Origin of the sequence: Anaerostipes sp. PC18, assembly GCF_039789045.1 — a bacterium.
In the GTDB taxonomy this organism is placed as follows: domain Bacteria; phylum Bacillota; class Clostridia; order Lachnospirales; family Lachnospiraceae; genus Anaerostipes; species Anaerostipes hominis.
In genome coordinates, this window is the sequence record NZ_CP121164.1 from 796,724 (window position 1) to 816,700 (window position 19,977).

General features: G+C 41.3%; 37 protein-coding genes and 1 tRNA gene. 37 read left to right on the plus strand and 1 reads right to left on the minus strand.

Features of this window, described 5'->3' with window-relative positions; genetic code table 11:
- Positions 1-5: 5 nt before the first annotated feature.
- Positions 6-434, minus strand: coding sequence for a helix-turn-helix domain-containing protein (locus P8F77_RS04355; RefSeq protein WP_347256350.1), 429 nt, complete (start codon positions 432-434; stop codon positions 6-8).
- A gap of 193 nt (positions 435-627) precedes the next feature.
- Here P8F77_RS04355 and P8F77_RS04360 point away from each other — a divergent pair, with 193 nt between their 5' ends.
- The 37 genes from P8F77_RS04360 (at position 628) to P8F77_RS04540 (ending at position 19,975) form a co-directional block, all read left to right on the plus strand.
- Entirely contained in the window at positions 628-831 is a 204-nt protein-coding gene (locus P8F77_RS04360; protein WP_347256351.1) for a helix-turn-helix transcriptional regulator, read from the plus strand.
- 83 nt (positions 832-914) lie between these two features.
- Complete coding sequence (locus P8F77_RS04365) at positions 915-1,109, plus strand: helix-turn-helix domain-containing protein (protein ID WP_347256352.1); 195 nt, start codon at positions 915-917, stop codon at positions 1,107-1,109.
- Between the two features lie 47 nt (positions 1,110-1,156).
- Complete coding sequence (locus P8F77_RS04370; protein WP_347256353.1) at positions 1,157-1,432, plus strand: hypothetical protein; 276 nt, start codon at positions 1,157-1,159, stop codon at positions 1,430-1,432.
- 31 nt (positions 1,433-1,463) lie between these two features.
- Positions 1,464-1,694: a hypothetical protein gene (locus P8F77_RS04375; RefSeq protein WP_347256354.1), complete on the plus strand. Its 231-nt coding sequence runs from the start codon at positions 1,464-1,466 to the stop codon at positions 1,692-1,694.
- A 12-nt stretch (positions 1,695-1,706) separates the two neighbouring features.
- Positions 1,707-1,835: a hypothetical protein gene (locus tag P8F77_RS04380; RefSeq protein WP_347256355.1), complete on the plus strand. Its 129-nt coding sequence runs from the start codon at positions 1,707-1,709 to the stop codon at positions 1,833-1,835.
- 16 nt (positions 1,836-1,851) lie between these two features.
- A complete protein-coding gene (locus P8F77_RS04385) occupies positions 1,852-2,379 on the plus strand; it encodes a hypothetical protein (protein WP_347256356.1) in 528 nt (175 codons plus the stop codon).
- An 84-nt stretch (positions 2,380-2,463) separates the two neighbouring features.
- Positions 2,464-2,694 carry a hypothetical protein gene (locus P8F77_RS04390; RefSeq protein WP_347256357.1) on the plus strand — a complete coding sequence of 77 codons (231 nt, stop codon included), beginning with the start codon at positions 2,464-2,466 and terminating at the stop codon, positions 2,692-2,694.
- Between the two features lie 2 nt (positions 2,695-2,696).
- The gene (locus tag P8F77_RS04395; protein ID WP_347256358.1) at positions 2,697-3,242 is read left to right on the plus strand and encodes a hypothetical protein; all 546 of its coding nucleotides are present in this window, start codon (positions 2,697-2,699) and stop codon (positions 3,240-3,242) included.
- A gap of 3 nt (positions 3,243-3,245) precedes the next feature.
- Positions 3,246-3,812, plus strand: coding sequence for a hypothetical protein (locus P8F77_RS04400; RefSeq protein WP_347256359.1), 567 nt, complete (start codon positions 3,246-3,248; stop codon positions 3,810-3,812).
- Positions 3,813-4,061: 249 nt separating this feature from the next.
- The gene (locus tag P8F77_RS04405; RefSeq protein WP_347256360.1) at positions 4,062-4,451 is read left to right on the plus strand and encodes a RusA family crossover junction endodeoxyribonuclease; all 390 of its coding nucleotides are present in this window, start codon (positions 4,062-4,064) and stop codon (positions 4,449-4,451) included.
- Positions 4,438-5,196, plus strand: coding sequence for a hypothetical protein (locus P8F77_RS04410; RefSeq protein WP_347256361.1), 759 nt, complete (start codon positions 4,438-4,440; stop codon positions 5,194-5,196). Before P8F77_RS04405 ends, P8F77_RS04410 begins: the two co-directional genes overlap by 14 nt.
- Positions 5,111-5,926 carry an ATP-binding protein gene (locus P8F77_RS04415; protein WP_347256362.1) on the plus strand — a complete coding sequence of 272 codons (816 nt, stop codon included), beginning with the start codon at positions 5,111-5,113 and terminating at the stop codon, positions 5,924-5,926. Before P8F77_RS04410 ends, P8F77_RS04415 begins: the two co-directional genes overlap by 86 nt.
- A 5-nt stretch (positions 5,927-5,931) precedes the next feature.
- On the plus strand, positions 5,932-6,270 hold the full coding sequence (locus tag P8F77_RS04420) for a hypothetical protein (RefSeq protein WP_347256363.1): 339 nt from the start codon (positions 5,932-5,934) through the stop codon (positions 6,268-6,270).
- Positions 6,251-6,559 (plus strand): transposase, encoded by a 309-nt coding sequence (locus tag P8F77_RS04425; protein WP_347256364.1) that lies wholly within the window; start codon positions 6,251-6,253, stop codon positions 6,557-6,559. Before P8F77_RS04420 ends, P8F77_RS04425 begins: the two co-directional genes overlap by 20 nt.
- Positions 6,556-6,864 (plus strand): hypothetical protein, encoded by a 309-nt coding sequence (locus P8F77_RS04430; RefSeq protein WP_347256365.1) that lies wholly within the window; start codon positions 6,556-6,558, stop codon positions 6,862-6,864. Before P8F77_RS04425 ends, P8F77_RS04430 begins: the two co-directional genes overlap by 4 nt.
- A 97-nt stretch (positions 6,865-6,961) precedes the next feature.
- Positions 6,962-7,144, plus strand: a complete 183-nt coding sequence (locus P8F77_RS04435; protein ID WP_347256366.1) for a hypothetical protein — start codon at positions 6,962-6,964, stop codon at positions 7,142-7,144.
- 188 nt (positions 7,145-7,332) lie between these two features.
- Entirely contained in the window at positions 7,333-8,076 is a 744-nt protein-coding gene (locus P8F77_RS04440) for a hypothetical protein (protein ID WP_347256367.1), read from the plus strand.
- A gap of 8 nt (positions 8,077-8,084) precedes the next feature.
- Positions 8,085-8,267 carry a hypothetical protein gene (locus P8F77_RS04445; RefSeq protein WP_347256368.1) on the plus strand — a complete coding sequence of 61 codons (183 nt, stop codon included), beginning with the start codon at positions 8,085-8,087 and terminating at the stop codon, positions 8,265-8,267.
- Between the two features lie 27 nt (positions 8,268-8,294).
- Positions 8,295-8,474 (plus strand): hypothetical protein, encoded by a 180-nt coding sequence (locus P8F77_RS04450; RefSeq protein WP_347256369.1) that lies wholly within the window; start codon positions 8,295-8,297, stop codon positions 8,472-8,474.
- A gap of 19 nt (positions 8,475-8,493) precedes the next feature.
- A complete protein-coding gene (locus tag P8F77_RS04455) occupies positions 8,494-8,703 on the plus strand; it encodes a hypothetical protein (RefSeq protein WP_347256370.1) in 210 nt (69 codons plus the stop codon).
- A gap of 72 nt (positions 8,704-8,775) precedes the next feature.
- Positions 8,776-8,988, plus strand: a complete 213-nt coding sequence (locus P8F77_RS04460) for a hypothetical protein (protein ID WP_347256371.1) — start codon at positions 8,776-8,778, stop codon at positions 8,986-8,988.
- Between the two features lie 23 nt (positions 8,989-9,011).
- Positions 9,012-9,260: a DUF3850 domain-containing protein gene (locus P8F77_RS04465; protein WP_347256372.1), complete on the plus strand. Its 249-nt coding sequence runs from the start codon at positions 9,012-9,014 to the stop codon at positions 9,258-9,260.
- Positions 9,261-9,276: 16 nt separating this feature from the next.
- Positions 9,277-9,741 carry a hypothetical protein gene (locus tag P8F77_RS04470; RefSeq protein ID WP_347256373.1) on the plus strand — a complete coding sequence of 155 codons (465 nt, stop codon included), beginning with the start codon at positions 9,277-9,279 and terminating at the stop codon, positions 9,739-9,741.
- A gap of 393 nt (positions 9,742-10,134) precedes the next feature.
- Positions 10,135-10,218: transfer RNA gene (locus P8F77_RS04475), tRNA-Ser, on the plus strand.
- A 22-nt stretch (positions 10,219-10,240) separates the two neighbouring features.
- On the plus strand, positions 10,241-10,834 hold the full coding sequence (locus tag P8F77_RS04480; RefSeq protein ID WP_347256374.1) for a macro domain-containing protein: 594 nt from the start codon (positions 10,241-10,243) through the stop codon (positions 10,832-10,834).
- A gap of 59 nt (positions 10,835-10,893) precedes the next feature.
- Positions 10,894-11,658: a terminase small subunit gene (locus P8F77_RS04485; protein WP_347256375.1), complete on the plus strand. Its 765-nt coding sequence runs from the start codon at positions 10,894-10,896 to the stop codon at positions 11,656-11,658.
- The gene (locus P8F77_RS04490) at positions 11,648-13,006 is read left to right on the plus strand and encodes a PBSX family phage terminase large subunit (protein WP_118476733.1); all 1,359 of its coding nucleotides are present in this window, start codon (positions 11,648-11,650) and stop codon (positions 13,004-13,006) included. The genes P8F77_RS04485 and P8F77_RS04490 overlap by 11 nt, the downstream gene beginning before the upstream one ends.
- 17 nt (positions 13,007-13,023) lie before the next feature.
- Positions 13,024-14,412 carry a phage portal protein gene (locus tag P8F77_RS04495; protein WP_347256376.1) on the plus strand — a complete coding sequence of 463 codons (1,389 nt, stop codon included), beginning with the start codon at positions 13,024-13,026 and terminating at the stop codon, positions 14,410-14,412.
- Positions 14,413-14,422: 10 nt separating this feature from the next.
- Positions 14,423-15,964, plus strand: coding sequence for a phage minor capsid protein (locus tag P8F77_RS04500; RefSeq protein WP_347256377.1), 1,542 nt, complete (start codon positions 14,423-14,425; stop codon positions 15,962-15,964).
- Positions 15,933-16,232, plus strand: a complete 300-nt coding sequence (locus tag P8F77_RS04505; protein WP_287518937.1) for a hypothetical protein — start codon at positions 15,933-15,935, stop codon at positions 16,230-16,232. Before P8F77_RS04500 ends, P8F77_RS04505 begins: the two co-directional genes overlap by 32 nt.
- Positions 16,233-16,289: 57 nt before the next feature.
- Complete coding sequence (locus tag P8F77_RS04510) at positions 16,290-16,496, plus strand: hypothetical protein (RefSeq protein ID WP_287518935.1); 207 nt, start codon at positions 16,290-16,292, stop codon at positions 16,494-16,496.
- A gap of 179 nt (positions 16,497-16,675) precedes the next feature.
- Entirely contained in the window at positions 16,676-17,209 is a 534-nt protein-coding gene (locus P8F77_RS04515) for a phage scaffolding protein (RefSeq protein WP_347256378.1), read from the plus strand.
- A 9-nt stretch (positions 17,210-17,218) separates the two neighbouring features.
- A complete protein-coding gene (locus P8F77_RS04520; RefSeq protein WP_118476739.1) occupies positions 17,219-18,412 on the plus strand; it encodes a phage major capsid protein in 1,194 nt (397 codons plus the stop codon).
- Positions 18,413-18,424: 12 nt separating this feature from the next.
- On the plus strand, positions 18,425-18,799 hold the full coding sequence (locus P8F77_RS04525) for a hypothetical protein (protein WP_347256379.1): 375 nt from the start codon (positions 18,425-18,427) through the stop codon (positions 18,797-18,799).
- A gap of 2 nt (positions 18,800-18,801) precedes the next feature.
- Positions 18,802-19,212: a DUF6751 family protein gene (locus P8F77_RS04530; protein ID WP_347256380.1), complete on the plus strand. Its 411-nt coding sequence runs from the start codon at positions 18,802-18,804 to the stop codon at positions 19,210-19,212.
- An 80-nt stretch (positions 19,213-19,292) separates the two neighbouring features.
- Positions 19,293-19,535, plus strand: a complete 243-nt coding sequence (locus P8F77_RS04535) for a minor capsid protein (protein WP_347256381.1) — start codon at positions 19,293-19,295, stop codon at positions 19,533-19,535.
- Positions 19,532-19,975, plus strand: coding sequence for a hypothetical protein (locus tag P8F77_RS04540; protein ID WP_347256382.1), 444 nt, complete (start codon positions 19,532-19,534; stop codon positions 19,973-19,975). The genes P8F77_RS04535 and P8F77_RS04540 overlap by 4 nt, the downstream gene beginning before the upstream one ends.
- Positions 19,976-19,977: the final 2 nt, after the last annotated feature.

Consider the following 19,977-nt stretch of genomic DNA (forward strand, 5'->3'; position numbering starts at 1 on the left):
CGTCCTTATTTTCTGTATTTCTTTGGTGTAAATTTCTTTTTTGCATTGATCTTTGCTATTTCTAAACTACTTCTTAGACTAGCTTTTAATAATTCTCTGGTTTCATCGTCAAGGGCTTCTCCAGAAAACATTAGGCCATTCTGGCCTCTTTCTAAATCTTCCAATGTCTGTTCTAAACGCTTTTCAATATCTTTTTCATCTTTTTTATTAATGTATGGATTGTATTCGTTACTTGTGCCTGTTGTAAGATACTCTACTGATACTCCTAAAAAGTTAGCTATTTTCTGCAATTTGTCCCGCTTTGGTGTATATCTGCCGGCTTTCCAGTCAGAAAACGTAGATTTTGTAATGCATGCACCTTTCGCAATATCAGAATCCTTTAAATTTTGCTTATCGCGAATAGAACAGTACCTGTCATATATGCTTTCGTTCATGGCAAATCCTTTCTAAAAAATAATTCGGAAATCTGTACAAAAAGTATTGACAAGTACTGAAAATAGTACTATCATAATGTTGTAAGGTTCAGAAATCAGTACGAATTATTTTTTTATAATTTTCTTTACAAACAAATTATAACTGATTTCCGAACTAAAATCAATAAAAAGTTCAGAAATGAGGTGATTTTTGGTGTATCAAAAATATGTGGAGTTGAGAGACAAAAATAATCTGACAGATTATAGGGTATCTAAGGATACAAATATCACAAAATCCACATTTACAGATTGGAAAAATGGAAGGAGCAATCCAAAGGTTGATAAATTAAAAAAACTATCAGATTATTTCAATGTTCCTCTTGAATATTTCCTTGAGGAAGAGACAACGAAACAATAATAGAACAAATGTTCTGGATTATCAATGTTAATAAAAGGAAAGCGAAGTATGAAGAAACCAATAAGTTTGAAAAGGAGGTTTAAATGAATTTAGAACGAACCAAAGTCGACATTGCCATGGCAAGAGAAAAGCTGACCGTAACAAAACTAGCTGATCAATACGGCGTAAGCAGGGCAAGAATGAATGTAATTCTTAACAGTCGAAATATCACGCCCATGTGTGCAGGTCGTTTAGCAGATGCATTAAAATGCGATGTTAAAGAAATCATTGAGGATTAACCGATGTAACGCGCAGATGTCTTTATAAAAGGTAGGTGATATAGAAGATGAGTAAAGAACTTAAAAAAATCCACGTGGATTTAGATAAGAATATTTTTGAATTAAACGGAAAGCGATTAGAAAAATGTTCGTTCCTGAACATCATGTATGAGAACGGAATATGGTCTGTTGAAATTACAAAAGATGAAATCTATAAAAGTCCAAGAGATCACGTGATGGAAATTAAACACGAAATTGTTTTAGATAAACAAGGCATTGCGCAAGTCGTTGCAAAAGAAATTAACCGTCAACTTGTGAAAAATTCTGATAACACAAGGGTTTGACTGTGACTTTCATTGAAATGAGGTGATAAACATGGAGTATCCAAATAAGATGATGCGGAGAACGGAGCTTCTTAAATTAGGATTCCCGGAGGAACTCCTTGACAGGGCATACCGGGAGAAAGGGCAGACATGTGCTCAGAAAATCAGCCCGATGAAGCGGAACAGCGCCATTGTATTTGATACCGTAGAGTTTGAGAAGTGGCGGCTGAAACAGATACAAACAGAAAACAGGTCTTTGCAGCGTGGATACGGGGTTATGTAAAGGAGGGATGCGATGAGTAAAGCAGAAAACTACATGGCAACAGCCCTAAACGCCGCTGGCTGCCTATTAGCCTTAAGAGGTTATGGTTGGCTGGCTGTGAGTTGCTGGGCGGCAGGGGCAGCATGGAAATCAAACATTTAAAAAAAGGAGAAGAATTATGAACGAAAACAAGAAAATTTTATCAATCGACGCAGAAACAAATGGTCTTTATGGTGACGCTTTTGCCATTGGAGCAATCCTAATGGACAAAGAAACCGGAAAAGAGGAAAAGAGATTCTTGGCGAGGTGTCATATTTACGGTGATGTAGACCCATTTGTAAGAGAAAACGTATTGCCTCAGATGAAAACAATCGAAAACACACATTTACATTACGGACGCATGTTAATAGATTTCATTGACTTTTTCAAAGAGAATAAAGAAAACGCAGACGTAATTGTGCACATGGGGGTTCCTGTGGAGGCAAAGTTGTTTATTGATGCGGAAAGATATAACTTCATGGGACCGTTCGATGGACCATATCCATTGGTAGACATTGCGGCATACCCGGAAATCTGGGATAGCGTGGACGGATATAACGCAAAACACAGGATCGAAGTGCCAGACTGTGATGGCGGTACGCACAATCCGCTTTACGACTGTTACGCTGCTGCTCTGGCCTATCGTCATGTGCGTGGTTTCAAATAAAAATGCCCCTTCGGAGCGGCAACTCCGATAAAGGGCAAAGAAAAACTTACAGGTGCATTATAGCACAACCGGAGGTTTTTGAAAATGGGTTTTTATGAAAAGAACGGGAAAAGAGTGCCGGAAGACGATGCATTTACCTTTGCTTTAGAAGCCGTGGAAAACGGTGATATCCTGATGCAGGACGCGTTTACTGACTGGTTCTATCGCTGGGAAATGGGATGGCACTACTATGATGAAGACGAAGAAATGGAAACCGTTGATGATATGACGCAGGAGTACATAAACAGCGAAACCAAATATCTCAGGAGGATGTGACTATGACGTATGAAGATTTACAGAAGGCAAATGAGCTAATTCAAACAACAGATATTAAGGGAAAGGACTATGCAGAGGTAAGCCAGAGGATCAAGGCATTTCGGTCTGTGTGTCCAAACGGAAAGATAAAGACAGAGATCTTAAAGCTTGAAAATGGGTTTTGCCTGATTAAGGCAACCATTCTTGATGAAAGTGGGATGGTGCTGGGAACGGGGCATGCTTATGAGAAGGAAGGATCTAGCTTTATCAATAAGCTGTCTTATATAGAGAACTGTGAGACTTCCGCCGTAGGAAGGGCCTTGGGTATGTCAGGGTTTGGAATAGATACGGCTGTACGCAGTTTTGAAGAGACTGCCAATGCAGAGCTGAATCGCCTGGCGGAACAAAAGATCGATGCAATAAAGATTAAATCGCTAGAGAATGTATTTGATCGGCATACTGGATTCAAACAAGAAGTTTTGGACAAATTCAAGATTGACAAAATAGAGGATATGACAGAGAAGCAGTATAAGGAGTTAATCAAAATCATTAATAAGAAGAAGGAATAGCCTATGGAATTTTCAGGTCAATTAAGAAGTATTTCAAGGGATATTACAACTGGAGAGTTTCTTATAACTGTATCAACTAGAAGGGATGTTATAAATGAATATGAGGCGCTCAAGGACAAAGAGCTAGATATAAAAATGGCGAAGCATAGGAAAAAGCGGAGCAGAGATGCAAATGCATATTTTCATGTCTTAGTTGGGAAAATGGCAGAGGTCCTAGGGACTAGCATAGCGTACATGAAAAATCTATTACTGCGGAGATACGGACAATACCAAATCATTAATGGACATTTATGGGAAATGACAATGAGAGATGATATTGAGGTTGAAGAATTAGAGCATATCCATTTAGCACCAACATCTAAGACGACAGTGAATAGTAATGGTATTGTATTTCGCTCTTATCTTGTTATTGCAGGATCCCATACATACGATACAGCCCAGATGTCCCATTTGATTGAAAATACAGTAGAAGAAGCAAAGGAATTAGGAATTGAAACAGCAACACCAGAGGAAATACGAAGGATGGAAGAAAAGTGGGGAATGAAATTTGAAAAGTGTTCTGCAAGCTGAGAAAGCCTGTTTAATGTGTGGAACTGAATTGGACTTGCATTGTCATCATGTATTCTTTGGAACAGCCAATAGAAAGAAATCTGAAAAGTATGGATTTAAAGTTTGGCTATGCGGCCGGCATCACAATATGTCAAATTACGGCATCCATTTCGATACTTGTTTTGATAATGCAGTTAAGATGATGGCTCAAAGATATTTTGAAAAGAATCTTGGAACCAGAGATGACTTTAGGAAGGAGTTTGGAAAGTCGTGGCTATAACTTATCATTTGACGATTTACGGACGTTTATCTGGCTTAAACGAATATACGGCCTCAAACCGTACAAATCAGTTTAAAGGGGCCAAAATGAAAGCAGATAACGAGCATATATGTAAGACATACATCGCCCATCAACTCCGAGGGGTACATATTAAAAATCCGGTTTATATTAGTTTTTGCTGGTATGAGAAGAATCGGCGGAGGGACTGTGATAATATCGCATTCGCGAAAAAGTTTATTTTGGACGCCCTTGTGGAGTATGGAGTCTTGGTTGATGACAGCCAGAAATATGTAACTGGATTTGAGGACCTATTTTATGTGGATAATGGGAATCCAAGAATTGAAATATTGATTCAAGAAATAAGAGGTGATAACGATTGAGACATTCGTTAAAGTATATCGGAAGTTCACTGAATGGGAGTGGTATGATGACATAAACGTGAGCCGGGTGTTTCTTCATCTTCTAATTACTGTAAATTGGACGGATAAGAAATGGAAGGGACAGGAGATTAAACGTGGTTCAATCGTATCCTCCTATGAGAAACTGGCAACCGAAACAGGGTTATCTGTGATGCAGGTTAGGACAGCAATAAAAAAGCTAAAATCAACAGGTGAGATAACAAGCAAAAGTAGTAACAAAAACACCGTATTTATCGTGAATAATTACGATTTGTACCAAGGTGATAACAAGCAAAATAACAAGCCAGTAACAACCAAACAACAAACAGATAACATTCAAATAACAACAACTAAAGAAAGTAAAGAAGGAAAGAAAGAAAAGAATAATAAATATACATGTGCGTTTGACGACTTCTGGAAAAGTTACCCCCGCAAAGTGGATAAGGGTAATGCATATAAAAAGTTCCAAGCCAGGCTGAACGAAGGTTATGCAGAAAGAGAGTTAATCACGGCATGTGAAAATTATGCGGCAGAGTGCAGGAAGAATAAAACGGAGACAAGATTCATAAAACATGCGTCTACCTTCCTGAGTTCGACCAGACCGTTTTTAGATTATCTGCCAAAGAAGGGAGAAGGAAAGAATGACGCTGATGGACAAAATACAGCAGATGACCTTGTCAAGAAAGGCATCGACCTTGGAATCGGTGACGACTTCGACGGGTTCTAAATGTCCGCACTGTGGCGGAACCGGATGGATTAGACACTGGGAAGACGGAAAAGAGTATTTTTCAGAGTGTGTCTGCCGGAAGAAGCAGATTGCAGAAAGTCGCCTGAGATTTGCAAATATCCCAGAGACCTTTAAGCATATGCGGCTAAAGAATTTTAGTGTGACTGCCTATAAGGACGAGAAAAGCAAAGCTGTGATCCGGGCCGCATGTAAGTACATAAAGCAGTACATGGATGGGTTTGAGAATGAACACCGGGACGGGATGGGGCTGTATCTTTACTCTCAGACAAAAGGGAGCGGGAAGACCCGCATGGCCGCCAGCATTGCAAATGAACTTGTGGACATGGGATATCAGGTCAAGTTTTCTCTTTCCACGGAGATCATCCAAGAGATCAAAAGGACCTGGGACCGGGATAATGACCTTTCCGAAAGCAAGCTGTTAGACCAGCTCCAGGAAACAGATATCCTTGTAATCGACGATTTTGGAACAGAGCAGGTGGCAGGATGGATCAATGATAAGTTTTACCAGATTATAAACAACCGCTATGTGGACCAGAGGGTAACGATATTTACCAGTAATTATCCATTGGATCAGCTTGAGTACGACGACCGTATTACAAACCGGATGAAGGAGGTCTCTTATCTGATCGCCTTCCCGGAAGAAAGTGTAAGAGAGACGATATCGGCGGAGAAAAATGAAGCAATGTTTTGTAGAGTATCAGGGAGGTGACAGACTTGGAACAGTTAAATATATTTGGTTGTGAGACAGCGTATCGGAGCAGTCGGATCACGAAACAGACCCGAAGGGCATCTAATCAGGAAGTACGACGGGATAAGAAGAACCGTATGATTTTGGACCAGCTTTCCTATGGTCCTGCGACCGCCAGAGAAATCGCTGTAGTGTTACATAAGCATGGATTGACTCTTACAGCGGACCGCAATGAAACAGCACCACGTTTAACGGAAATGATGCAACGAGGGGTTGTAGAAGTCTGCGGGAAAAAGAAAGACAGCTTAACCGGAAGAAAGGCGGCTGTATATCAGATAGTGGAGGATGAGGACGATGTGGAGTAATCGATATTCTGAGAAAGTGAAAGAAAAGGTAGTTGCAACGTATTTGCAGGAAAAGGCTGATGTGCAACAAGTCAGCAAAGAATATGGAATACCGGCATCTACCATCAAGGGATGGATTTCTAGCTACTGGGAGAAAGAAGAGTGCGAACTGCAAAAAGAGCTGGAGAAAAAACGAGAGGACCGAGCCACAGCGGCACGAAATCGAAAGCGTCGGTTCGTGAATGGGAGGGAGCTAAAAGTCGTTCGACCAACTTCCAGCAGTGCGTATATAGACTGGAGGATTAAATGAACCGAGCAGAGAGAAGAAAAGCCGGAGTAAAGAACCGGGTCCCGACTTACAACATGAATACACAGCAGATCCAGACTCTAAAGGAGGATGTAGCACAGGAGGCAACAGAACGTGCATTTATCCTAATGCTGGGTATTCCTGCAATGGTACTAAGGGATCACTTTGGATTTGGACGAAAACGAATGGAGAAGTTCACGGATGAAGTATTTGAACTGTATGACAGTTATGAAAAGGATTACATTACACTTGAGGATCTCATTCGGACAATCTACGAGGAGACTGGAGTAAAGATTGAAAAGAGGTAGGTATTTACTCAGTAGAGTTTATATATCACACGTAACAAGAAAACATTTAGGCATCCTGTTTTACAGCCCGCTCCGGCGGGCAGGAAGGAGGGCAGGGATGAAAGTAAGAGAACTTGAAGAATTTTTAAGAAATGTAACAGACAAAAATACGGAAGTATTTTTTTATTTACACAATGATAATCCGGTCGAGGATAGTTTCGCAATAGAAAACACTTTTGAAATATCAAAAGATGTAAAATCAACAGGAAATTTTGAAGGAGTATATTTGAGGGGAATCTAAGGATGGGAAACATAGCTGTCCTATCGGCTATACGGGGCAAGGACGAACGGGGGACCTTGTAAAAAAATCTCAGGAGCAAAAACCTGATAGAAAATAAAAAAGAGAGTAGACAGAAAACTACTGCGAACAAATTAGCTGTTCTATCGGCTACACGGGATTTAAAGTTAGAATTTAAAGGAGAAATAACTATGTTAGACAAAAATAAAAATAATTTTTCATACTGGTTCCCTAAAGTAAAAAATTGTGGAATCAAAGTTCCGGAAAGTAAAATAATTGAAGTACCTGAAATCGTGCAACGCTCATTTTGGTGTTATGATTCAGGACTCCCTGAAAAAGAATGGAATAAAAATATTTTTGATTTTTTAGAAAAAAATGTGATCAAAATTTTTGATAAGCATCCTCTCTTATTTTGCAAAAATGCTACATTTTCAAACAAGTTTTCATTTAAAAATTGTATATCAAGGAAAGATAACATAAAAAACAACATTATGGAAATTAATTATGCAGCGTTACTCCTTGGAGCAGGCGGACTTGAAGAAATAGTCCTACGAGAAGTAATTCCGTGTAACAAATCTAAAATTCCTTGTATCTATGAAGGGATGCCTTTACAGAGTGAGTTCCGTGTTTTTTATGATTTTGACTCAAAAAAAATATTGTATATAGAAAATTACTGGAATTATGAATATTGTATTAAGTCGATGCACAACGCAACGGATAAAATAATATTTGAACATGAGAGAGTCAGGCTGGAAAGAGATTATGAAAAATATAAAGGCGAGGTTTTAAAACTCGTGTCAGAAAAAATGAAAGAAGTAGAATTAATAGGGAACTGGTCAGTAGACATTTTACTGGACGAAAAAGGAGATTTCTGGTTAATAGATATGGCAATAGCTGAAAATTCAGCTTATTGGGATAAAGGAAAAATAGAGTAGGAGTACATATGAAGTGTAAACATAAAGAGCTTTTTGTCAAAGGAATCAAATATTGTGGGAAAAAAGGTTTTAAAAATGGAATATTTAGGGTAATGGTCACAAACGATCAGAAAGTAAAGACAATAAGTGTTTCTGACGAAGACACAGCGTTTACTTTCTGTGCAGACGAGATTGCAAAATTATTAGTGTAAATTAAGATTTTATGGAGGATAAGCAATATGAAAATTATTTTTGAGAGTGAAGAGGAAAAGGAAAAGTTTATAGAAAATATGTCTAATGCTGAAACATGTCCGACGTCAATGCTTTTAGAAGAAATTGAAGGCTGTATGGGAGACAGATCTTGTTTAAAGTGTTGGCGGTATGCTACAAACGGAAGCAATGTTAGCATAGAAGATTAAGAGTTAAGGAGGAATGAGAATGAAAGAACAGGAAGTAATTGAGATTTTAAGAAATAATTATCCTAAAACTTGCAAGATGGTAGAAGGAAGGTTTGATGACTTAAATAGTAAATTTGGAGAGAGTATCACATTGGCAATATCTGCACCAGAAAAGCAGATAGAGAAGAAACCTAATTATGAGGGAGATGGTTATGCTGACGGCGGGGATGCCTCTGCCAGAGCCATATAAGCCGGAGAATTAAGATTTAGTGGTTATTTCCATTTTGGGAAAAACCATAATTACGATTTTAAGGAGGAAAGTATGAAAGTGAAATCGCAAGAAGGCATCGTGTACGATGTACACGAGATTGAGACAAGTGGACTAACTATAAAATGTTTAGATAATAAGAATCCAGAACAAAAATATATACTTGGTAAGTACCGTGACAAAAAAAGAGTTTGTGAAATCTTTTCAGAAATCACAACAAGTGGGTGGAACAAAACCACTGATCTGTATGAGATGCCAATGAACTAAACTGAGATTTTATAAAGGAGGCCATGGTGGAACATATAAAACACGATTTAAAAATATTGCCGGAATACTATAAGGATGTGGAATCCACAATAAAACGATTCGAGATCAGAAAAGATGATAGAGATTATAAGGTTGGGGACATCTTTGCGCTGCGAGAGTGGAGCCCAGAGACAGGATATACAGGCAAAGTGTTTGTAAATATTATTAGATACGTCCTAAGAGATTGCCAGGAATATGGTCTTATGGACGGATATTGTATATTTTGCTGGTAGAAAGGAGACTAGAAGAGTGGCACTGAGTAAAGACATACTTATCCAATACAGCGATATGAAAGAAGAAATAAAAGACCTCCACCGGAGAATAGAGCAGCTAAAGAGGGAATTGTATAAAATGGAAGAAGAAGGGACGGTAAAGGATACTGTCACCGGGGGCATGGGCGGAACACAGCACTTTGTTGTAGAGGGGCTGCCAGCACCGGCATTGAGAAGGAAAGCATTGCAGATCAAAGCCAGGAAGGAAAAGGCGGCAAAGATGGAAGGGGAGCTGTTAGAACTTGTGTGTCAGGTGGAGGACTACATAAACGGTATTGAAAAAAGTGAAATAAGAATCATGTTCAGGTTCTACTATATCGACAATCTGACATGGGCACAGGTAGCGATGCAGATGAATGAAATGTTCCCGAGACGAAGAATCGCATATACAGAAGATAACTGCAAGCAAAGACATAAAAGATTTTTAGAAAAAGCGTCATAATGTCACTCCGTGTCACGGGAAAGTGTGGTATAAATATAATAGAGCAACTAGAATAACTATAACAGTTGTTTTTCTTGCAATCCTCTTAACGTTTTTTTATAAGACATATGAACTGGCGGGATTCCTTGTTTTTTAATAAGCATGAACGCCGGGGATTATGCCTTGGATAAACAACAACGCAAGGCGTATTGAAACTTTAATTGTTTTGGCATTACTCCGGTATCTCTAAGGTATCGGGGTATTTTTATGTGGATGTTATGTCAACGGCAGACGGAAGGGTCGCTCCCTTCATCCCGGTTCGATTCCGGGACATCCGCTTTTATAACTAAAAACCGTAATGGGTCTTCTGTGTTCTGTCCTATACAAAAAAAATTATTCTAAGAACACAGACCTGGAGAATTGGCAGAGTTGGAAATGCGCCCGGTTGCTAACCGGTACACCCTCCGGGGTTCGGAGGTTCGAGTCCTTCATTCTCCGTTATAGAAAAGGAGGAACGGAAATGAAATTATACCTATTAGACTTCAATGTCGCCATGACGGATGCATGGCGGAATGAATTTGATTATAAAGATGTAACAATCGTAAGCGACTCTTTTAAAAACTTTGTAAAGAAATATAATCCAGAGGCAATCGTGGCCCCTGGTAACAGTTTCGGAATCATGGATGGCGGGATGGATCTGGAAATAAGAAATTATCTCGGGATGAAGGCACAAGAAGACTTGCAAATGAAAATAAAGAACGATTGGTATAGAGAACTGCCGCCTGGAATTGCAACCACAGTCAAAGTCGGAGGAAAGCATCTTGTATATGCCCCGACAATGAGAATACCAGAAATAATAATGGATAAATCTGTTATTTACAACTGCATGAGAAGCAGTCTCATTGAACTGAAAAGACTGGGGATACAAACAGCCATGATCCCGGCGTTCGGAGGGGCAACGGGAGCTGTGATGTACGAGGAAATAGCGAAATGTATGCGGTATGCATATGAACAGATATTTCTGAACCAGACAGTTCCTCTTGTAACAGTGCTGGAACAGCTAAGTTACAACGAAGAAGAAGTAGAGGCATGGATTAGACAGATGGGAAGATAATAAGGGGTGAAAGAAAAGTGCCAAGGAGCAGAAGTCCGGATTCCATAAAGGCAGAGCAGATGTATAAGCAAGGTATGAATCTGGTAGATATAGCAAAAGAAATCGGAAAGCCCCCTGGGACCGTGAGACGATGGAAAAGCACTCAGGGATGGGATAGCGAACGCTCGGATAAGAAAGCGAACGTTCGGAAACAGGAAACAGAACAGAATAGTAAGAAAGTAGAAGCCATTGCACCGGAGGTACAGGAAGTAATAAGCAATCCTGATCTGACCGATAAGCAACGGCTTTTTTGTTTGCAGTATGTACGATGCTTTAATGCTACCAAAGCATATCAGAAAGCATATAGAAGCAGCTACATGGTTGCAAACGCAGAAGGATACAAACTCCTCGTAAATCCTCGTGTCAAAGCGGAAATACAGCGTCTCAAGCAGAACCGCCTAAACCGGGAGATGCTCAGCACAGAGGATATCTTTCAGAAGTATATAGATATTGCCTTTGCGGATGTTACGGACTTCACGGACTTTGGTAACGTAGAGATCAATACAGAAAACGGCCCTATGACGGTGTCGTATGTAAATCTAAAAGATTCCGGGGAAGTAGATGGCACTCTGATAAACGAGATTTCAAAAGGGAAAGACGGGGTTAAGGTAAAGCTGCCGGACCGGGAAAAGGCCCTGCGGTGGCTGTCGGACCATATGGACCTTGCGACAGCGGAGCAGAAAGCAAAGGTAGCCTTGTTGACTGCACAGAGAGATAAAATCACCGGGAACAATCAAGAAATTGAAGATATGGACGACATAGAGGGTGAAATCTATGAAAAGTAAGTATAAAAAGAAAAAGACGATACACTTTAATTTCTCTGAAAAGCATAAAAACTATATCCGAAAATGTGAGAACTGTACCTTCAACATAGCAGAGGGGGCGGTAAGAGCAGGAAAAACGGTAGACAATGTATTTTCGTTTGCTCACGAGATTAAAGATACAAAGGATCGTATTCACCTTGCGACAGGATCTACCATGGCAAATGCAAAGCTGAACATTGGAGACTGTAACGGCATGGGGTTAGAGTGGATCTTTCGTGGACAGTGCCACTGGGGAAAGTATAAGGACAATGAGGCGTTGTTTATCAAAGGACCTGCGACAAAGAATCGGCAGCGGATTGTGATTTTTGCAGGAGCAGCAAAGGAAGACAGCTATAAAAAGATCCGTGGAAACTCCTATGGGTTTTGGATTGCTACGGAGATCAACCTGCATCATATTAATACGATTCGTGAGGCGTTCAATCGTCAGCTTGCGGCCCAAAACAGAAAAATCTTCTGGGACCTGAACCCGGACAATCCGAACGCCTTTATCTATACGGACTATATAGACAAATATGCGGCACTGGATGAAGACGGCACGCTCCTGGGTGGATTCAATTACATGCATTGCACTCTGTATGACAATATCAATATACCAGAAGAAAGAAAACGGGAAATCGAGAGTCAGTATGATCCTAATAGTATGTGGTATTTGAGGGATATAAAAGGACAGCGTGTCATTGCAGAAGGGCTGATTTATAGGCAGTTTGCAGATGATACAAGTGCAAAACTCTATCACTTCCGTAAAGCTGAAAAGCCTATGAATCTCATGCGGATCAATCTTGGAATAGACTTTGGAGGCAGCGGGTCAGGCCATGCGTTTACTGCAACAGGGATTGAACGGGGATTTAATGGTATTGTGGCTCTGGCAGCAGAACGGCACAGATGTGATACCGAGGACATAGATCCGGATAAGCTGGGGCAGTTATTTGTAGATTTCTGCCTAAAGGTAATCAATATCTATGGATCCATTGACGTTGTGTATTGTGACAGTGCAGAGCAAACGCTCATTCTTGGTATCAAGGCTGCGCTTAGAAAGTCCGGGCTTGGATGGATTCGAGTAGAAAACGCCCTGAAAACAGTAATAAATGACCGGATCAGAGCGACTACAAGGCTGATGGCACAGCAAAGGTTCCGTTACATGGATCTGATGTGTGACAGTTTGGTAACGGCTTTATGTAGTGCTGTGTGGAATCCAAAAAATCTGACAGAAAATGAAAGACTGGACGATGGAACCAGCGATATTGATAGTCTGGATTCCTTTGAATATACATTTGAGCGTGATATTGCAAACTTGATCCGATATGAATAGGAGGTGAGAACAAAAATATGAAATTTACAAGATTACTGACACTGATAACGGAAGTTCTGAATAAGGATTCCGAGACAAAAATAGATGCGTGTCTGACAAGCCAGATGGCACGAGACATCGAATTATGGTCTCGTATGTACGAAGATAAAGCCCCATGGCTTGAAAAGGATAAAATATATTCCATGGGGATTCCGGCAGCAGTGTCGGGAGAATTGGCAAGATTGGCACTGCTTGAGTCAGAAACCGAAGTGACAGGAGGAACCAGGGCGGACTATCTGAATACGCAATATAAAAAGGCGATAAGATATATACGGCAGCAGTTAGAGTATGGCTCTGCAAAGGGCGGAATGGTACTAAAACCGTATGTCACAAGCACCGGAATCAGCGTGGAATATATACACGGGGATTCCTTTTTCCCGATCAATTTTGATAGTGCAGGGAAAATGACAATGTGTGCTTTTGCAAGCCAGCTGAGAAAAGGACAAAAGATATATACAAAGCTTGAGATACACGAGCTGACAAATGGACTTTTAAGAATCAGTAACCGTGCATTTGTCAGCACCAATGACTTTAGCCTTGGATCAGAAATATCTGTGGGATCTGTGGAGGAATGGTCCGAACTTTCGGGGTCTGTCACATTCTCAGGGATGGACCGACTGCCTTTTGGGTATTTCAAAGTTCCGCTGGCAAACAATTCAGATTCGACCTCACCTCTTGGTGTATCTGTTTTCTCAAAAGCGATTGATCCTATCAGAAAAGCAGATAAAAGATACTCACAAATAGACTGGGAGTATGAGGCAAAGGAAACCGCTGTCCATATCGGTGAATCCATGCTGAAATATGATAAGACGCAAGATCGGTTTATATATCCAGATGGCAAGGATCGGCTATACAGAGGATTACAGTTCAACGCAGGAGCTACGGATAAGCCTTTGCTGGATGTATTTTCACCGGATATTCGAGATTCTTCTTATTATAATGGCTTGAACCATCAGCTACGACTGGTGGAATTTAATTGTAGCCTTGCATATGGGACTTTATCTGATCCGAATAATGTGGATAAGACAGCCGAGGAAATCAGAAGCAGCAAGCAAAGATCTTTTGATATGACAAAAGACATGCAGGGAGCTTTACAAGAGGCCCTGGAAGATATGCTGGTTGCTATGGATTTTTATGCAAGCATTTATCATCTGGCCCCATCTGGTTCATACACAACTACATTCAACTGGGGTGACAGCATCCTATCCGACAGAGAAAAAGAGTTGGCGGAAATGCAGCAGGACGTGACCGCCGGAATCATCAGAAAAGAACTTTATATCGCAAAAAAATACGGAGTATCCGAAGAAGAAGCGTTAAAGATGATGCCGCAGCAGACAGATGATCGGTTTAACATTCAGGAAGAGTAGGTGATAGCTTATGCTTGATCCGGAATATTTAGATAGTTGTTCAGATCAGCTTCTGGCCCTGATAGATGAACTCACAACCGCAATTATCGGAGACATTTCCCGCCGGATTGTAAAGACAAAGCAGATCACAGACACGTCAAAGCATCAGGCGTATGTTTTACAGAACTCAGGAGTTGTCTATCAGGACGCAATCAAACGGATTGGCCAAGTGTCCGGGTATACAGACCGGGAAGTTAAGCGGTTGTTTGAAGAATCCGGGGTAAAAAATATAAAAAATGAATCCGTGATCTACAAACGTGCAGGAAAAAAACCGATCGAATTACACCAGTCGGAAGAAATGCAGAAGATTTTAAATGCAAACTTCCGGAAGACCAAAGGAGAGATTAGCAATCTTACTCTAACGACCGCAAACAAAGCGCAGAGTGCATATATAAACGCCTGCAATAATGCCATGCTAAAAGTGCAAACGGGGGCGTTCAGCTACGATAAGGCCATAGCAGATGCGATCAAAGAGGCGGCAGTACAGGGCACAGAAGTTTTGTATCCTAGCGGGCACACAGATAAGTTGGACGTAGCAGTCAGGCGCAGTGTACTAGCCGGGGTCAACCAATCGGCTGGGCAATTAAACCTGCAATATGCCGAAGAAATGGACTGTGACTATGTGGAAACCACAGCTCACAGTGGGGCCAGACCGGAGCATGAAGTATGGCAAGGGAAAGTCTTCTGTCTTTCTGGGAAAGATTCTAAGTATCTTCCGTTTTACGAAAGCACAGGATATGGAACAGGGCCAGGACTGTGTGGCTGGGGCTGTCGACACAATTTCCATGCATTCATACCTGAGATATCTGTTCCTGCGTACACGGATCAGATACTTAAGGAGTATCAGGCGAGAAGTTATACATATAATGGAAAGAACTACACAGAATATGAAGTTTCGCAGATGCAACGTTTACGTGAGCGGCAGATCAGGAATACAAAGCGCAAGCTGACCGGATATGATGCCGGGATCAAAGCAGCAGACGGTGACGATGTGTTGAAAGGCACATTGCAGCAGCGTTTTGAATCTGAATCTGTGCGGCTCAAAGAGCAGGAAAAGAAGCTAAAAGAGTTTTGCAGACAGACGGGTCGCCGGGTAGAATCCGCAAGGACTCAGGTTCATGCGATCATGGACAATAGCGGCAATATTGTGGGATTCAACCGGAGTGTGGCACAAAAAGCTGTATGGGCGAACAAACGGTATCAAAAGGTAGAAAACAGTAGTATAATAAAGGTATCAGACAAACAGTTCGGTAAAAAGATTGGAAAACATACCAAAGAATACGGTCTGAACCCTAAGAGTACCAAGGACAGACAGACTATGCGGCATACCATTTTAGACATTGTTGAAAATGCCAGTGAGGTCAGAAGCGGAGAATGGAGAGGCCAGGCAGGGGAGACTTTCTTCTATATAAAAGGGAAAGACGTTGTTGTGGCAAAAGAAAGTGGAGAATTTGTCACAATACTGAAAGGAGGAATTGACAATGTTAGGGTTAAGAACGCAAGAAAGCGATAAATTCAATAGGTTCTGGGAGCTTGTGCAGATGGAGGCAAAAAGCCAAGGCAAGGTATTCTTTGCTGACTGTGGAGAAGGGAATATCTTAGAGACTCCTGATTTGGAATGTGAAGATATGCGAGGATGGCTGATTCCAAAAGAGAAAGCCAAAGAATTTGAGACGGAATGGCAGCAGGGGCAAGTATCTGACAAATGGACAGAATTTATTTTTTGGGCGGAATGGTCTGAAAATGACGGAAATATCAAGATAAGATTTGAAACCTACTAAATACTACCTGATAAAATCTCAGGTGGTATTTTTGCCCATTTTGAAAGGAGAATCACATTGGTAGAAAAAAGTTTCATTAACAAAAAGGACAGTGAAATCTGCATGTCAAGAGATGAGTATAACCAGCAGATCGCTGAAACTCATGATAAATACATGATGAAGATAGACACATTAAAAAATGAAAATAAGCAGTTAAAAGCGATGAACCGATTTCTAAATACAGCACTTGTGGAGGCCTTAAATTATCTAAAAGAGGAAGATTAGAGAGGCGGTGGTCCGATCATCTCCCAGCGGCAGGGATACGCCGTACTGACACGCTCATGGCGTGTTATTTTTATGCAACAAATTAATCGGTCAGGAGATTAGACCTAAAATAGTCCGGTCACTGGTGGATAGTTACACACCTAAAATAACTTAATAGTGATAAAGAAAGGAAGAAGATAATGAACACAGACGATTTAAAATCACAGGGACTAACACAGGAACAGATTGACTTTGTTATGGCTGAACATGGAAAAGTCGTAAATCCATTAAAGTCAGATCGTGACAGTTTTGAGACTCAGCTAAAAGACGCAAAGGCAACGTTGAAAAGTTTTGAAGGAGTGGACATTTCTGAGTTGGAAACCAAGATCAAAGATCTTACAAAAGATTTACAGAAAAAGGATGAAGACCACAACAGAGAGATCCAAGACATGAAATTTAATTCTGCGATCAAAGACGCAATCTTAAAGGCTGGTGGTAAAAATGAAAAGGCAGTAATGGCGATCCTTGACATTGACAGCTTAAAAGAGAGCAAGAACCAGGATCATGACATTGAAGACGCTTTAAAGAAAGCAAAAGAGGAAAACGATTACCTTTTTCAGCCAGAAAAAGAAATTCCAAAGTTTGTGTCAAGCACTCCTGGGGCAACTGGTGAAAATGATGATTTAAAGAGCAAAGCAAACGATGCACTTAGAAGTGTATTCGGGAAAGAATAGGAGGTATATATGGCAGTACATATTACAAGCAGGGCAGACGCAGAGGCAATTATCCGGGAACAGGTGGTAAGTACCATTTTTCAGGATGCACCAAAGCAGTCTGTATTTATGGGGTTGGCAAAAAAGTTGCCAAACATGACAAGCAATCAAACAAGGATCAGAGTTCTTGACTTCTTACCGACCGCTTACTGGGTAAACGGAGATACAGGCATGAAACAGACATCCAACCAGGCGTGGGATAATGTCTATATTAATGCCGGAGAGCTTGCGGTAATCGTTCCGATCCCGGAGGCCGTATTGGATGATGCTGAGTTTGATATTTTCGGAGAAATCACACCGAGGGTTAATGAAGCGATCGGACAGAAAGTGGACAGTGCGATTATCTTCGGTTCAAATCGTCCGGCAGAATGGCAGAATGATATTATCACTTTGGCAAGACAGGCAGGGAATAATGTACCAGTCGGGGCATCTCCTGATTATTACAAGTTAATCATGGAGGAAAACGGTGTCATTGCAAATATAGAGGAATCTGGATATATGGCAACTGGTGCGTTGGCTGCCATGGGAATGAGAGCGAAACTTAGAGGTATTAGAGCAACAGACGGAACCCCGATCTTTAAGTCAGATATGCAGGGAACAACGCAGTATGCACTTGACGGCGCACCGATGTATTTCCCTCAGAATGGTTCTTTTGATTCTTCTATTGCACAGCTGGTTGTAGGAGACTTTAAACAGGCAGTATATTCTATCCGTCAGGATATAACAGTTAAAATCTTAGACCAGGGAGTTATCCAGGACCCTTCCACGAAAGAAATCGTATATAACCTTGCACAGCAGGACATGGTGGCTTTACGAGTTGTATTCCGCATGGGATGGGCTCTTCCAAACCCGGCAACAAGAATGGACGAAGACCGACTTGGTTGTCCTTTTGCTTACTTGGAGCCAACTGTGCCAGTAACAACGCAGACAGTAACACTGACAGTGAAAGATAATGCAGAAGAAGCACAGCCGATTGAGGGCGCGATTGTGGACGTGAACGGCTCAAGACAAAAAACAGACGCAACCGGACAGGTGGTGTATAACTTGAGAAAGGGTACTTATCCGGCGAAAGTAAAGAAGAATGGATATTCTCAGGTAACGACTACGATCAATGTCGATGCTGCGGCAGTAACACAGGAGATTGTATTGGTCGAAAAGGCATAAGGAGGTCACGGTATGGTAGAGTATGCAGACTACACATTTTATAAAGAGCAGTTCAATGGCAGCACCATACCGGAGGCTGCCTTTTCCTCTGTCATCCTGCGGGCGAGCATCTATATAAAGTACATCACATTTGGACGAATAGAGGATATAGAGATCCCGGAGGAGGCCCGGATGGCTGCCTGTGCTGTGGCGGAAGTTTTTCATGCAGATGACGAAATGAAAGTGGGAACCGGGGGATATGACATTAAATCTGAGAATAACGATGGTTATTCCGTGAATTATGTCACAGAGGGACCTGATGGAAAGCCAATCACTGTCGAAAAGAAAGCCTATAAGGCAGCATATCCATATTTGATCCATACCGGGCTACTGTATAGGGGGTGTTAAGAGTGCTGACAAATGCAGATATAACCCTTTACAACTACGTGGAAACACCGCAGAAGCAGGAATGGATTGGGACACAGATCAGGGGTGTATCTTTCTATACGAAGCAGGAAACGGCAGCAGAAAAGACAGGGCTTGTGTCTCAAGACAGCTACCAGATCCGAATACCGGAAACTGCCGATACCCAGGGAAAATATTTTATTGATCCTGACAAGTATCTACTTTTGTCGGATGGAGAAAGGGAGAACTATTGGACGATCGACAATGGCAGCATCTTTGTGAAGGGACTGCATGGGGAGATCAGAAAAGAGTCTGACATTCTCAATCTTCCATGTGCAGGAAAAGTGGTGTCATTTTCTGATAATCGTCGAGGTTCTCCACGGATGCATCATTTCAGGATAGGAGGCAAAAGGTGAATATAAAATTGCATATGAATCCTACGCAACAGATCCTCCTTGAAAGAGGGATGCAGCAAGGAGGACCTGCACAACGACATATGACGCACGAAGTACGCAGGTTCAGCGATTCATATGTCCCATTTAAAAACGGACCATTAAAAGAAACTGCGATTGAGCAGGTAGCCCGGATAATATATCCACAGCCGTATGCGGACATTCAATATCGTACAAACAAAGGAAACGGACTGAGGGGTAAAGAATGGGACCGCCGGATGATGGCAGACCACGGCGATGATGTTGTGGATTCGGTGGCTAATTTTGTAGGAGGTAGGCGCGAATGAGCGTAATAGGAGATGTAAGGACATTCATAAGCGGATGTCCTTTTTTAAACGAGTTTAGCCAGGGGATCGGCAAGTTAATAAACGTAAACTACTTGGATGAAGGAAAGAAAAGCTACATGGTCGAACCGTCTGTTAATGATAGGCCGATTAAAAAACGGTACATGGACGGCAGCACCGTGAGGCAACTCAACTTTATCTTTGCCAGCCGGGAATACTTCGGGCGAGAGCTGGCAGAAAACCTGGACATAGACGAGTTTTACGAAAAGTTTTCCGAATGGCTGGAAGAGTGCAGCATGGAAAAGAAACTACCAATCCTTGGAGAAGGAAAAGAAGCAAGAAAAATAGAGGCGACCACGCACGGATATGTGTTCGATGCCTCAGAAACCCTTGCACAGTACCAGATACAGTGCAAATTAACATATTTTCAAGAAAGGAAGTAGAA